Source organism: Flavobacterium artemisiae (assembly GCF_042678225.1).
GTDB lineage: Bacteria > Bacteroidota > Bacteroidia > Flavobacteriales > Flavobacteriaceae > Flavobacterium > Flavobacterium artemisiae.
In genome coordinates this window covers 454,713-467,991 of record NZ_JBHUDZ010000012.1, presented here as the reverse complement: position 1 = coordinate 467,991, position 13,279 = coordinate 454,713, and the positions used below count along the sequence as shown (strand labels likewise).

Below are 13,279 nucleotides of genomic sequence, written 5' to 3'. Positions count from 1 at the left end.
AATCACACTACTTATATGAAAAAAGCATTCATATTCGATCTTGACGGAGTAATCGTAGACACCGCCAAATATCACTTTTTAGCCTGGCAGAAAATTGCTCAGTCTTTAAACATAAATTTTACACACGAAGACAACGAATTACTAAAAGGAGTAAGCCGTGTTCGTTCGTTAGATATAATTCTTGGATTAGGAAATGTCGAGGCTTCTCAAGAAGACAAAGACAAATGGCTGATTCAAAAAAACGAAGATTATTTATCTTATTTGGTTGACATGGATGAAAGTGAGATTCTTCCAGGAGTTTTTAAAATTCTAAAACTTTTAAAAGATAAAAACCAAGGAATTGCATTGGGTTCTGCGAGTAAAAACGCAAGACCTATTTTAGAAAAAACAGGAATCATCTCTTACTTTGATGTAATTGTTGACGGAAATGACGTTACCAACGCAAAACCAGATCCTGAAGTTTTCTTAAAAGCGGCTCAATTATTAAACATTGATCCGAAAAATTCAATTGTATTTGAAGATTCTGTTGCCGGAATTCAGGCAGCAAATATCGCAGAAATGGTAAGTGTTGGAATTGGTGAGGAAACAATTTTACATGAGGCTGATTTCATTTTTAAAGATTTCACTCTAATCGATGAAAACTTTATTGAATCATTAATCACAAAATAATCAATCATAAAATCAATCATTCAATCACAAAAAACACTGTAAAAACAAATGAATCAAGATTATATTAAACCAGACAATTGGTCGGTTATAGAAGAGGGATTTGATGCCGAAAGAGTAAAATCGTCTGAAAGTCTTTTCAGCATCGGGAACGGCGCTATGGGACAGCGCGCGAATTTTGAAGAAAGCTATTCTGGCGAGACTTTCCAAGGAAGTTATATTGCCGGAATTTATTATCCAGACAAAACAAAAGTGGGCTGGTGGAAAAACGGTTATCCGAAGTATTTCGCTAAAGTATTAAACGCGCCAAACTGGATTGGAATCGATGTAAAAATCAACGAAGAAAATCTGGATTTAAATACTTGTACAGAGGTTCGAAACTTCCGCAGAGAATTAAACATGAAAGAAGGATGGTACAACCGTTCTTTTGAGGCTGTTTTGAAAAATGGAACTGAAATTGCGGTAAACATTCGTCGTTTTCTTTCATTAGATTTAGACGAAGCCGGAGTGATTAAATACGACGTTACACCTTTAAACAAAGATGCAAAAATCGTTTATAAACCGTATATTGATGCCGGAGTAACCAATGAAGATGCCAACTGGGAAGAAAAATTCTGGGAACCTTTGGAAGTTAAAAAAGGCACCAACGAAGCTTTTGTAACGGCTCAAACTTTCAAAACGCATTTTAAAGTTACGACTTTCATGCACAATACGATTTTGGCAAATGGAGAAAATATCAACGTTTCGCCATCAACAATCGATTCAACAACAGATAAAGTTCAGTATACTTACGGAACGATTATCGCAAAAGGACAAACCTCAACAATCCAAAAAATTGGTGGTTATACGGTTTCTTTAAATCATGAAAACACTTTAGCTGGAGCCGAAAAAGTTATCAAATCTGCTGTTTCTTTAGGATATGAAACCTTACTTCAAAACCAAATCGATGCTTGGGCGAAAATATGGGAAATGTCAGATATTACTATTGAAGGTGATGTTAAGGCACAACAGGGAATTCGCTTCAACATTTTCCAATTGAACCAAACGTATTCAGGAAAAGACAGTCGATTAAATATTGGACCAAAAGGATTTACTGGAGAAAAATACGGTGGATCTACATATTGGGACACTGAAGCGTATTGTATTCCATTCTACATGGCGACAAAAGATCAGCAGGTTGCCAGAAATTTATTGACGTATCGTTTCAATCAATTGGATAAAGCGATTGAAAATGCGAAAGACAATTTAGGTTTCAAAAACGGTGCGGCTTTATATCCAATGGTTACCATGAATGGTGAAGAATGCCACAACGAATGGGAAATCACACACGAAGAAATTCATAGAAACGGAGCGATCGCTTTTGCGATTTACAACTATTACCGCTACACTGGAGATTACTCTTATATTCCAGAAAAAGGTTTAGAAGTGTTGATCGGAATTGCGCGTTTCTGGCATCAGAGAGCTTCTTTTTCTAAAGATAAAAATCAATACGTAATCTTAGGAGTTACAGGTCCAAACGAATACGAAAACAACATCAACAATAATTTTTACACCAATTATATTGCAAAATGGTGTATCGATTTTGCTTCGGAACAAATCAATAAAGTTGCCTTAGAATATCCTGCAGATCACGAAAGAGTTTTAGGAAAAGTAAACCTTTCTGCTGAAGAAATTCAGGAATGGAAAAAAGTATCAAATGATATGTATTTCCCTTTCTCAGAAGAACTTGGCGTTTATTTACAACAAGACGGTTTCTTAGACAAAGATTTAGTTCCAGTAAAAGATTTAGATAAATCACAGCGTCCGATCAACCAAAAATGGTCTTGGGATCGCGTGTTGCGTTCGCCATACATCAAACAAGCCGACGTTTTACAAGGTTTTTATTTCTTCGAAGATCATTTTTCGAAAGAAGAATTAAAACGCAATTTTGAGTTTTACGAATCATTTACGGTTCACGAAAGTTCGCTTTCTCCTTGCGTGCACTCGATTCAGGCTGCAGCTTTAGATAAAATGGACATGGCATATACCTTTTATTTAAGAACTTCTCGTTTGGATTTGGATGATTATAATAAAGAAGTAGAAGAAGGTTGTCATATCACGTCAATGGCCGGTACATGGATGAGTATCGTGGAAGGCTTTGGAGGAATGCGTGTTAAAAACGACCAGCTTCATTTCTCACCAAAAATTCCAAAAGAATGGAAAGGTTATTCGTTTAAAATCAATTTCAGAAACCAGATTTTGAAAGTTTCTGTAAATCATAATGAAACAACATTTACTGTAGACGGCGATCAAGATTTAACAATTGTAGTGAATGGAAATCCTGAAATTGCAAGTAAATTTGTACAAATAAATTAAATTACAATACTCTAAAAATCTAAAAACATGAAAAACTTATTTTTCGCAAGTTTAGTTTTGTTTGCCGTTAGCACGATTGCTAAAGCGCAGCAATTAAAATCTCCCGAAGGCAAGTTCGTAATGGAATTTTCGCTTCAAAGCGATGGAACTCCAACTTACAACTTAAAATATAAAAACAAAGAAGTTGTAAAAACCAGTAAATTAGGTCTTGAACTTAAAGATGATAAAAAATCTTTGTTGAATGATTTTACTGTTGTTGACACCAAAACGTCAACTTTTGATGAAACTTGGAAACCAGTTTGGGGCGAAGTAGATCACATCAGAAATCATTATAATGAATTGGCTGTAACGTTAAACCAAAAAGGAACAGACAGACAAATCGTAATCCGTTTTCGTTTGTTTGAAGATGGTTTAGGTTTCCGTTACGAATTTCCAGTGCAAAAGAATCTGACTTATTTTACAATTAAAGAAGAAAGATCTCAATTTGCGATGACTGGAGATCATACTGCTTTCTGGATTCCAGGAGATTATGACACTCAGGAATACGATTATACAAAATCAAAACTTTCAGAAATTAGAGGTTTATCTCAAAAAGCGTATACGGCAAACGTTTCTCAAAAGTCTTTTTCACCAACAGGAGTGCAGACTTCTTTGATGTTAAAAACGGCTGACGGAATCTACATCAACCTTCACGAAGCGGCTTTGATCAACTATTCTTGTATGCACTTGAATTTAGATGATAAAAATATGGTTTTCGAATCTTGGTTAACACCAGATGCAAAAGGAGATAAAGGTTACATGCAAGCGCCAAATCATTCGCCTTGGAGAACGATTATCGTAAGCGATGATGCTAGAGAAATTCTTTCATCAAAAATGACGTATAACTTAAACGATCCGTCAAAAATTGACAATACTTCTTGGATTAAACCAGTAAAATACATTGGTGTTTGGTGGGAAATGATTACAGGAAAAAGCTCTTGGTCGTACACAAATGACTATCCAACAGTTCAATTGGGTGTTACCGATTTCGCGAAAGCAAAACCAAACGGAACACACGGTGCCAACAATGCGAACGTAAAAAAATACATTGACTTCGCTGCAGCAAATGGTTTCGACGCCGTTTTGGTTGAAGGCTGGAACGAAGGCTGGGAAGACTGGTTTGGACATTCTAAGGATTATGTTTTTGATTTTGTAACGCCTTACCCAGATTTTGATGTTAAAGGCTTGCACGAATACGCAAAATCTAAAGGTGTAAAAATCATCATGCACCACGAAACTTCTGGATCTGTTCGTAACTACGAGCGCCATATGGATGCTGCGTACAAATTCATGAACGACAACGGATACGATGCTGTAAAAAGCGGTTACGTAGGTGATATTTTGCCAAGAGGCGAAAACCATTACAGCCAATGGATTGTAAACCATTACCAATACGCTATCGAAAAAGCAGCAGATTATAAAATTATGGTGAACGCTCACGAAGCAGTTCGTCCTACAGGAATCGCGAGAACGTATCCCAACTTAATTGGAAACGAAGCAGCAAGAGGAACAGAATACCAAGCTTTTGGAGGTTCTAAACCAAATCACGTAACTGTTTTACCTTTTACAAGATTAATTGGAGGTCCAATGGATTACACTCCTGGAATCTTCGAAATGGATATCAGTAAAATGAATCCGGACAACAAATCGCATGTAAACAGTACAATCTGTAACCAATTAGCTTTATATGTTACGATGTACAGCCCGTTACAAATGGCTGCAGATACTCCAGAAAACTACAACCGTTTTCCTGATGCATTCCAATTCATTAAAGATGTAGCTGTTGACTGGTCAGAAAGTAAATATATCGAGGCTGAACCTGGAGATTTTATCACGGTTGCCCGTAAAGCAAAAGGAACAAATAACTGGTTCGTAGGAAACGTAAACGGAGAAACTGCTCGTACTTCAAACATCGATTTCAGTTTCCTTGAAAAAGGTAAAAAATACACCGCAACAATTTATGCTGATGCAAAAGATGCGCATTACAAAACAAATCCGCAAGCTTATACAATCAAGAAAATTGCTGTAACAAATAAATCTAAATTATCTCAGTTTTCTGCTCCTGGAGGAGGTTATGCAATCAGCATTATTGAAAACAAATAATTTTAATTAACCATATAAGAAATGTAAGTCCATTTAAATAGAAATCCCCCAGTTTTTGTCTTAAATGTTCTTACATTTCTTGTATGGTTTAAATTCTATTATCCTGCAAGGTTTCCAAAATCTTGTAGGTTTAATTTTTACGCACACGATTTCCTAAACAGACCTACAAGGTTTTGAAAACCTTGCAGGAATCGAACTAAATAAAACCTGTAAATGAATTATAAGTTAAAATTTCTAATGGTTTTGGTTGCTTTTTCAGGGATTAATATTTATTCCCAAAAAAAAGCTGACGCGAAATATGATTATCTTTTGTATCTACCAAAAGATTACGCAAAAGAAACTAAGAAGAAATATCCGCTTGTAATTTACCTGCATGGCGGTTCGCAAAAAGGAAACGATCTCAATAAACTAAAAATTTACGGCCTTCCCTATTTAGTAGAAAAAGGTCAGGATTTCGATTTTATAATCGCTTCTCCGCAATGTCCGGATAATAAATATTGGTCAACTGAGAATTGGTTTGAAGCGCTTTATGCCGAATTAAATTCAAAATATAGAATCGATACAGACCGAATTTATATTACAGGAGTAAGCATGGGCGGTTACGGTGCTTATATCACAGCTTTGGACTTTCCCGATAAATTTGCAGGCGTTGTAGCACTTTGCGGAGGAATTAACGACAGCGATACGACAAGAGTCTGCAATTTGAGTAAGATTCCTATTTGGGCTTTTCACGGAACTGCCGATGATAAAATCCCGATTAGTGAAACCGAGCGTATTGCAAAAGGTTTAGAATCATGCGAAAGCAATAAAAATTTCAAGTTTACACGTTTAGAAAACGAAGACCATGAAATTCAATATCTATACGAGAAAAATCCAGAAATATACAAATGGATGCTCAAACAGAAGAAATCAAAAAAATAAAAATTATGAAAAACCAAAAAACATCATTTATACATCATTCGATTTATAAACTAATTTTGTTGGTCTTGCTGTTTTCCGCTTCCGCGAAAGCGCAAATCCAAAAAGTAGAACCGCCTTTCTGGTATGCCGGAATGAAAAATTCTGAACTACAGATTATGTTCTACGGAAAAAATATTGCACAATACGAAGCTTCGGTTTCTAATAATGTTGCGATTAAAAATGTTGAAAAAACAGAAAACCCAAACTATCTTTTTGTAACTATTGATACAAAAGACGTAAAAGCTTCTGAACTAACTTTTTCATTTAAATTGAAAAACAAAGTGGCTTTTACTCAAAAATATGCGCTTAAAGAAAGAAGAGCAAATTCTGCCGACAGAAAAAGCTACGATTCATCTGATTTGATTTACTTAATCATGCCAGATCGTTTTGCAAACGGAAATCCGAAAAACGACAGCGATCCTGTTTTAACTGAAAAAGCCAACCGCACAGAACCAGGCGGACGTCACGGTGGTGATATCGAAGGAATCATCAAAAACTTAGATTATATTTCATCTCTTGGTGCAACGACAATCTGGAGCACGCCATTATGCGAAGATAACGACAAACAACATTCGTATCATACTTACGGGCAATCTGATGTTTACAAAATAGATTCGCGTTACGGAACAAATGAAGATTACGTTCGTTTATCTTCGGAAATGCATAAAAAAGACATGAAACTGGTTATGGATTATGTTACCAATCACTGGGGAATTACACATTGGATGGTGAAAGATTTACCAACAAAATCATGGCTTAACCAATTTGAAAACTATACGCAAACACACCACAGACGCGAAGTAATTACAGATATCCACGCTTCAAAAACAGATCAGGAAGTTTGTGTTGACGGCTGGTTTGTACCTTCAATGCCGGATTTGAATTTAAGAAATCCGCTTGTTGCAAAATACTTAACTCAAAACGCTATTTGGTGGATTGAATATGCTAATCTGGATGGTTTCCGTGTAGACACTTATAATTATTCAGATAAAACGGCGATGGCAAATTGGGCAAAAGCGATTACAACTGAATATCCTAATTTCAATATTGTGGGTGAAATCTGGATGCACAATCAGGCGAATTTAGCTTTTTGGCAAAAAGACAGTAAAATTGGTGCAATTGAAAACTACAATTCAAACCTTCCATCTGTAATGGATTTTACACTTCAAAGTCAAATTACTTCTGCTTTCAACGAAGATAATCCAAGTTGGGACAACGGATTGATTAAATTCTACAACAATTTTGCGATGGATTTTCTTTATCCAAACACCAATAACATTTTGGTTTTTTCCGAAAATCACGATACAGATCGTATGAATGAAAAGTTTAAATATGATCTTCCAAAATACAAACTGGCCATGACTTTATTGGCTACAATTCGCGGAATCCCTCAGATTTATTACGGTTCAGAAATTGGAATGGGCGGAGACAAAAGCAAAGGCGACGCCGATATTCGTCAGGATTTCCCAGGCGGATGGGCTGGCGACAAAAACAATGCGTTTACAAAAGAAGGAAGAACGGCACAACAAGCTTCTTTCTTTGATTTCAGTTCGAAATTATTCAACTGGAGAAAAACAAACGAAGCCGTTCATTTCGGAAAAATGACGCATTATATTCCAGAAAATAATACGTATGTATATTTCAGATATACAGATGCTAAAACCGTAATGGTGGTTTTCAACAACAATGCAAAACAGCAAGTTTTAAAAACAAACCGTTTTAAAGAAAACATCAAAAACTTTAAATCAGGAAAAGATGTTATCACAGGAAAAACTTTCGATTTAGCTTCTGAAATTACTTTGGAACCAAAATCGGCTTTGGTTTTAGAATTGGAATAAAAACTTAACCGCAAAGGGCGCAATGTCAATCGCAAAGGGCGCAATGTTTTTTGGCCACAGATTAATTTGATTAACACTGATTTTTTTCGCCACGAATTGCACAAATTTCCACGAATTATTTACTCCTATTTAAATTTGTGAAAATTCGTGTAATTCGTGGCAAAAAGAAAAAATCCCTTAAATCCTTTTAATCTGTGGCTATTTTTTTTCAACCTGTTTAAAAAATCTTAAATAATGAAAAAATACACTTTCCTTTTTTTATCTTTAGTATTCTTAATTACGGGTTGTTCTGGCTCAAAATCAGTTTCAATGAATAACGATAATACTTCGAAAACACCTTTCGTTTGGGAAGGAGCAAATGTTTATTTTTTACTTACAGACCGCTTTTACAACGGCGACAAATCAAACGATTTAAATTTTAACCGAACTAAAATACCCGGAAAACTACGCGGATTTGAAGGCGGAGACATTATCGGAATCACCAAAAAAATCGAATCTGGATATTTTGAAAAACTAGGAATCAATGCCATTTGGCTTACGCCGATTGTAGAGCAAATTCACGATGGCGTTGATGAAGGAACTGGTCTGAGTTACGGCTTTCACGGTTATTGGGCAAAAGACTGGACTGCTTTAGATCCCAACTTCGGAACAAAAGAAGATTTAGCTAATTTGGTTAAAAAAGCGCATGAAAAAGGCATCAGAATAGTTTTAGACGGCGTAATCAATCATACTGGCCCTGTAACTCCCGAAGATCCTGTTTGGCCTTCTGACTGGGTTAGAACTGGCGTTGTCTGTGATTACAAATCTTTTGAAAACACAACCATGTGTACGCTGGTTGAAAATCTTCCAGATGTTAGAACCGAAAGTGTTCAGGAAGTTGAATTGCCTCCTTTTTTAATCGAAAAATGGAAAAAAGAAGGCCGTTACGAAAAAGAAATTGCTTCCTTAGATGAATTTTTCAAAAGAACCAATTACCCAAGAACACCAAAATATTACATTATAAAATGGTTGACCGATTATGTTCTCGAATTCGGAATTGACGGTTATCGCGCCGATACTGTAAAACACACCGAAGAAGGCGTCTGGGCTGATTTTAAAAAAGAATGTGATTACGCTTTTGAAACTTGGAAGAAACATCATCCTTTGCAAGTTTTAGATGATAATTCGTTTTATACGATTGCGGAAGTTTACGGTTACGGAATAAGCGGTGGTCAGGATTATGATTTTGGAGATCGAAAAGTCAATTATTTCCAAAATGGTTTCAACAGTATGATTAATTTTGAATTTAAATGGAACGCTGCACAAAGCGATTATGAAACTTTATTTTCTAAATATTCCAATCATTTAAATAACGATTTAAAAGGCTATTCAGTTCTAAATTATGTTTCTTCGCACGACGACGGACAGCCTTTCGATGCCAATCGTGTAAAAGGTTTTGAAGCAGGAACTAAGCTTTTGCTTTCGCCTGGAATGTCGCAGGTTTATTACGGAGATGAATCAAATCGTTCTCTAGTAATTGAAGGAACTCAAGGCGACGCGACTTTACGCTCGAATATGAACTGGGACGATATTCAAAATAATCCAGATACGCAAAGAATGCTTTGGCATTGGCAGAAATTAGGGCAATTTAGAAAGAATCATCCTGCCGTTGGAGCTGGAATTCATTCAAAAATTGAAAGCGAACATTACTTGTTTTCAAGAACTTATTCTAAAGGTAATTTCAATGATAAAGTAATCATTGGTTTAGATTTACCTGAAGGGAAAAAAGGACTTCCTGTAAATGCTGTTTTCGAAAACGGAACCAAAGTACGAGATTGCTTTTCAGACCTAGAAGTTGAAGTTATTGATGGAAAGGTAACTATTGATAGTGAATATGGAATTGTTTTATTAGAGAAGATTTAGAAACAAAAAGTTATATAAAAGAAAACCCATCAATAACTGATGGGTTTTTATTTTGAACCTTTGGGATAAATTATAATTACATATAACTTAATATCTCTTTTTTATATGCATCGTATTCTCCTTGCATAATTAAACCGTTATCAAGAAGTTTTTTATAATTCTGAAGCTTGTCAAAAAGTTCTTCTTTCGATAAATCGCTTAATTTACGATCTCCAGTTGGTGCTGGCGCTGGAGGAGGAATTTGCTCATAAGTTTCGTAAACTGGAGCAGCAGGCAGAATTTCAGCAAAACTTGTCACTTCTTCTGGCACAACTTCCTCGATTTCTTCCGCTTCTTCTTCAACCTCTTCCTGAACATCTTCAACAATTGGAGCCGCAGCAACAACAGGATTTTTCAATAAATCCAATTGTTCTTTAGCATAAGTATAAATCTTTCTTGCCTGAATTTTTGGAATATAGTCAACTGAAATAGCTAAATCAGTTTTTGTTCCAAATGAAAATTCAGATCCTAGAATATTTTCTTTAACAAAAGTACTCGAAATATCATCCCAAGTATAATCTATGAAATCCATAGAAAGACCTAAATTTTTAGGCTTACAAATAATAATTCTTTTATTAGTTAAAACAAGACTTTCAGGAAAAACAGTTATTGCTGGTTTTTTTTGAACGGCAATATACCCAACTTCTTCACCTCTCATTAATAAGTCGCTTAATTTTGAAGTGATTTTTTCAATCGCTTTTGGGTCTTGTTCTTCGTTTAAAAACTTTTTAAATTGTTCTTTCATTTTTTTAAGTTGCTAAGTTTCTGAGCTTTTAAGTCGCTGAGTTTTTTTACTGACGCTACAAATGTAATGCCTAATTTTCTAATTCGGTAATTTCGTTCTGAATTTTCTTTGTCAAACTTTTGAAAACTAATTCATACGAATGATCTATAAGTTCTTTTACAAATTTATCGGGCAGATTTCCGTTCAAAGCCACTGTATTCCAATGTACTTTACTCATATGGAAACCTGGTTTGATTTCATCATATTCGGCTCTAAGTTCCTCCGCACGGTCAGGATCACATTTTAAATTAACCGACTGCTCATTTTTTTCCCATTGTGAAAGCGAAGACAAAGCAAACATCTTTCCGCCAACTTTAAAAACCAAAGTATCTTCATCAAAAGGAAAATGCTCGCTCACGCCTTTTTTAGAAAGACAATATTCATAAAACGTTTCAAGATTCATATTTTTCTATTTACCAATTTCACCTAAATGTGTGTATTTAAAGCCTTTTTCATACTTAAGTCCATAACCAAAAATACGATCCATTGCCGAATGTGAAAATAAAATAATTCCCATTAACTGCAACATCTCAATATCAAAATAACATCCGAAAACATAAATCAAAACTGCAATTCCTTTATGATGAAAGGCATTATAAAAAAAGGCACCGGCTTTATTTCCAAATGCATAACCGATCATGGATAAATCGGGAGCTAAAATTAAGGCTAAAAACCACCACCATTCATAATTTAAACGGCTGAATAAAAAGATTCCGAGAATAAATAAAGCTGTTTCTTCGAGTTTTAAAACTGTTTTCATTTGATTACTTTTTCCATCATTTTTTCAGGATGTGCTAATTTTGTAAATCCGAATTTTTCGTATAAAAAGTGAGCGTCGGTTGTGGCCAAACGCCAGATTTTGACTTCTTGTAATTGAGGATCTTTCATCATAGCATCAATCAAAACAGACGAATATCCTTTTCCTCGGTGTTCTTCTGTAATAAAAACATCCATTAAATAAGCAAAAACCACATAATCCGTTATTACACGTGCAAAACCAATTTGCTTATCTTCAAGGTAAATTCCAAAGCAAACCGAAGCATCAATTGTTCGTTGTACTTCGTCAATTGTTCGCCCAGCAGCCCAATAAATATCTTTTAAAAAGTGCTGTATAAACGGAACGTCGAGTTTTGTTTTATCTGTTGAGACTGTTATCATTGGAGTTTGGTTTTAGCCACGAATTACACGAATTTTCGCGAATTATTTTTTGCCACAGATTAAAGGATTAGAATGATTTAATCCTGAGAATCTTTTTAATCAGTGGCAAAACATTAAAAAGAAATTCGCGAAAATTCGTGTAATTCGTGGCTAACTTTTTTTAATTTTATATAATATCGGCTTACTTGGACTAGCATCATTTTCAAACGAAGCGATTTGAAGATTTAGAATATAGTTTCCGTCTTCAATTTCATCTGGGGCATAAATCATTTCCGTAATTGTGGCGTTTAATCTAGCGTCAGAATTTAGATTTACAGTGTCTTTTACATTCCAAAAAGCTTTATGAGCCAATAATTTTCCTTCATCATGTTCTTTGTCCACACTTGGTAAATCAATCAGTAAATGTTCAATTTCGCTTTCGCGGATGAAAATCGCAGCTTCTTCTGAAAGGTACGGCGGATTTGTATTGGAATATTTTCTCGATTTTTTATTTGGCTGATTTGGCTGCGTTCTAATAATTAAAGCTTCTGTTTTTTCACTTACTAAAGCTGAAATTTGCTCTTTTCTAATCACAAAATCATCTTCAATTTTTTCAGGTTCGACCGTAATCAATTTGGCGAAAAAGAAAAATTGTTTCAACGATTGATTAATGCTGTAAAAATCATTTGTAATATGCCCCAGACATTCCGTATGCGTCCCATGCCCATGCGGATTGAAGAAAATATTATTGAAATTCGTAGAAGATTTTCCTTCCGAAACTTTCCCGATCCAATCACCAAAAACCACAGGCTCTATAACTGGTTTTTCGATATACCAGGCAATCGGGTTTTCATCTGTATTTGTTAGAGGAATCGAAATATCAATGGGTTTTGATAAGTCTATTTCTAGGTTATTAATTTTTGCTATCATAATTTAACCGCAAGGTTCGCTAAGGTTTACGCAAAGGACGCTAGAATTTTATTAAAGATTGTTTGCTATTCTTTTAACTCCATGTTTTAATAAGGTAACATTAAAATTTATCAATAATCCTAGTTTGCAATTTGCTAGTTTTAAATAAGTCAATAGTTGAGCAAAATGAACTTCATTTAAGCAATCAACTGCTTTTATTTCCAAAATTAGTTTATTTTCTACTAAAATATCTAATCTGTAACCAACATCTAATTTTACATCTTCATAAATTAACGGCAATGCTTTTTGTTTCTCTATTTTAAGGTCAAATTTTTTCAATTCATAGAACAAACATTCTTCATAAGCACTCTCCAAAAGACCAGGACCTAAAGTTTGATGAACTTTTAAAGCTGAATTAAATACAATTCGAGATAAATCATTTTCTGACATGAGCAATAAAATTTAAAGCTCAAATCTACATTTTTAATTTTAAATAAATTTATTCCTACAAAAAATAGCGTTCTTTGCGTAATTCCTTGCGTACCTT

The 13,279-nt window shown here is 34.8% G+C and carries 12 protein-coding genes; 6 read left to right on the top strand and 6 right to left on the bottom strand.

Annotated features, from left to right (window positions below):
• Positions 1-15: 15 nt before the first annotated feature.
• The 6 genes from pgmB to ACFSC2_RS12735 all read left to right on the top strand — a co-directional run bounded on the left by pgmB (position 16) and on the right by ACFSC2_RS12735 (position 9,863).
• Positions 16-669, top strand: a complete 654-nt coding sequence (gene pgmB, locus ACFSC2_RS12760) for a beta-phosphoglucomutase (RefSeq protein WP_379815049.1) — start codon at positions 16-18, stop codon at positions 667-669.
• A 48-nt stretch (positions 670-717) separates the two neighbouring features.
• On the top strand, positions 718-3,021 hold the full coding sequence (locus tag ACFSC2_RS12755) for a glycoside hydrolase family 65 protein (RefSeq protein ID WP_379815050.1): 2,304 nt from the start codon (positions 718-720) through the stop codon (positions 3,019-3,021).
• Between the two features lie 27 nt (positions 3,022-3,048).
• The gene (locus ACFSC2_RS12750) at positions 3,049-5,163 is read left to right on the top strand and encodes a glycoside hydrolase family 97 protein (protein ID WP_379815051.1); all 2,115 of its coding nucleotides are present in this window, start codon (positions 3,049-3,051) and stop codon (positions 5,161-5,163) included.
• Positions 5,164-5,376: 213 nt separating this feature from the next.
• On the top strand, positions 5,377-6,084 hold the full coding sequence (locus ACFSC2_RS12745) for a carboxylesterase family protein (protein WP_379815052.1): 708 nt from the start codon (positions 5,377-5,379) through the stop codon (positions 6,082-6,084).
• 5 nt (positions 6,085-6,089) lie between these two features.
• Positions 6,090-7,961: a glycoside hydrolase family 13 protein gene (locus ACFSC2_RS12740; protein ID WP_379815053.1), complete on the top strand. Its 1,872-nt coding sequence runs from the start codon at positions 6,090-6,092 to the stop codon at positions 7,959-7,961.
• A 234-nt stretch (positions 7,962-8,195) separates the two neighbouring features.
• On the top strand, positions 8,196-9,863 hold the full coding sequence (locus ACFSC2_RS12735) for an alpha-amylase family glycosyl hydrolase (protein WP_379815055.1): 1,668 nt from the start codon (positions 8,196-8,198) through the stop codon (positions 9,861-9,863).
• Between the two features lie 76 nt (positions 9,864-9,939).
• Here ACFSC2_RS12735 and ACFSC2_RS12730 read toward each other — a convergent pair whose 3' ends face one another.
• The 6 genes from ACFSC2_RS12730 to ACFSC2_RS12705 form a co-directional block, all read right to left on the bottom strand.
• Positions 9,940-10,647 carry a PH domain-containing protein gene (locus ACFSC2_RS12730; RefSeq protein WP_379815057.1) on the bottom strand — a complete coding sequence of 236 codons (708 nt, stop codon included), beginning with the start codon at positions 10,645-10,647 and terminating at the stop codon, positions 9,940-9,942.
• Between the two features lie 70 nt (positions 10,648-10,717).
• The gene (locus tag ACFSC2_RS12725) at positions 10,718-11,089 is read right to left on the bottom strand and encodes an MmcQ/YjbR family DNA-binding protein (RefSeq protein ID WP_379815058.1); all 372 of its coding nucleotides are present in this window, start codon (positions 11,087-11,089) and stop codon (positions 10,718-10,720) included.
• 6 nt (positions 11,090-11,095) lie between these two features.
• On the bottom strand, positions 11,096-11,446 hold the full coding sequence (locus tag ACFSC2_RS12720) for a DUF4260 domain-containing protein (RefSeq protein ID WP_379815059.1): 351 nt from the start codon (positions 11,444-11,446) through the stop codon (positions 11,096-11,098).
• The gene (locus ACFSC2_RS12715) at positions 11,443-11,844 is read right to left on the bottom strand and encodes a GNAT family N-acetyltransferase (protein WP_379815060.1); all 402 of its coding nucleotides are present in this window, start codon (positions 11,842-11,844) and stop codon (positions 11,443-11,445) included. Before ACFSC2_RS12715 ends, ACFSC2_RS12720 begins: the two co-directional genes overlap by 4 nt.
• 150 nt (positions 11,845-11,994) lie before the next feature.
• The gene (locus tag ACFSC2_RS12710; protein ID WP_379815061.1) at positions 11,995-12,753 is read right to left on the bottom strand and encodes a cyclase family protein; all 759 of its coding nucleotides are present in this window, start codon (positions 12,751-12,753) and stop codon (positions 11,995-11,997) included.
• A 51-nt stretch (positions 12,754-12,804) separates the two neighbouring features.
• Positions 12,805-13,182 carry a GxxExxY protein gene (locus ACFSC2_RS12705; protein WP_379815062.1) on the bottom strand — a complete coding sequence of 126 codons (378 nt, stop codon included), beginning with the start codon at positions 13,180-13,182 and terminating at the stop codon, positions 12,805-12,807.
• Between the last annotated feature and the right edge of the window lie 97 nt (positions 13,183-13,279).

Coding starts and splice junctions, on each gene's coding strand:
- ACFSC2_RS12745 (WP_379815052.1), top strand. CDS start 5,377: ATGAATTATAAGTTAAAATTTCTAATGGTTTTGGTTGCTTTTTCAGGG.
- ACFSC2_RS12735 (WP_379815055.1), top strand. CDS start 8,196: ATGAAAAAATACACTTTCCTTTTTTTATCTTTAGTATTCTTAATTACG.
- ACFSC2_RS12755 (WP_379815050.1), top strand. CDS start 718: ATGAATCAAGATTATATTAAACCAGACAATTGGTCGGTTATAGAAGAG.
- ACFSC2_RS12725 (WP_379815058.1), bottom strand. CDS start 11,089: ATGAATCTTGAAACGTTTTATGAATATTGTCTTTCTAAAAAAGGCGTG.
- ACFSC2_RS12715 (WP_379815060.1), bottom strand. CDS start 11,844: ATGATAACAGTCTCAACAGATAAAACAAAACTCGACGTTCCGTTTATA.
- ACFSC2_RS12710 (WP_379815061.1), bottom strand. CDS start 12,753: ATGATAGCAAAAATTAATAACCTAGAAATAGACTTATCAAAACCCATT.
- ACFSC2_RS12705 (WP_379815062.1), bottom strand. CDS start 13,182: ATGTCAGAAAATGATTTATCTCGAATTGTATTTAATTCAGCTTTAAAA.
- pgmB (WP_379815049.1), top strand. CDS start 16: ATGAAAAAAGCATTCATATTCGATCTTGACGGAGTAATCGTAGACACC.
- ACFSC2_RS12730 (WP_379815057.1), bottom strand. CDS start 10,647: ATGAAAGAACAATTTAAAAAGTTTTTAAACGAAGAACAAGACCCAAAA.
- ACFSC2_RS12740 (WP_379815053.1), top strand. CDS start 6,090: ATGAAAAACCAAAAAACATCATTTATACATCATTCGATTTATAAACTA.
- ACFSC2_RS12720 (WP_379815059.1), bottom strand. CDS start 11,446: ATGAAAACAGTTTTAAAACTCGAAGAAACAGCTTTATTTATTCTCGGA.
- ACFSC2_RS12750 (WP_379815051.1), top strand. CDS start 3,049: ATGAAAAACTTATTTTTCGCAAGTTTAGTTTTGTTTGCCGTTAGCACG.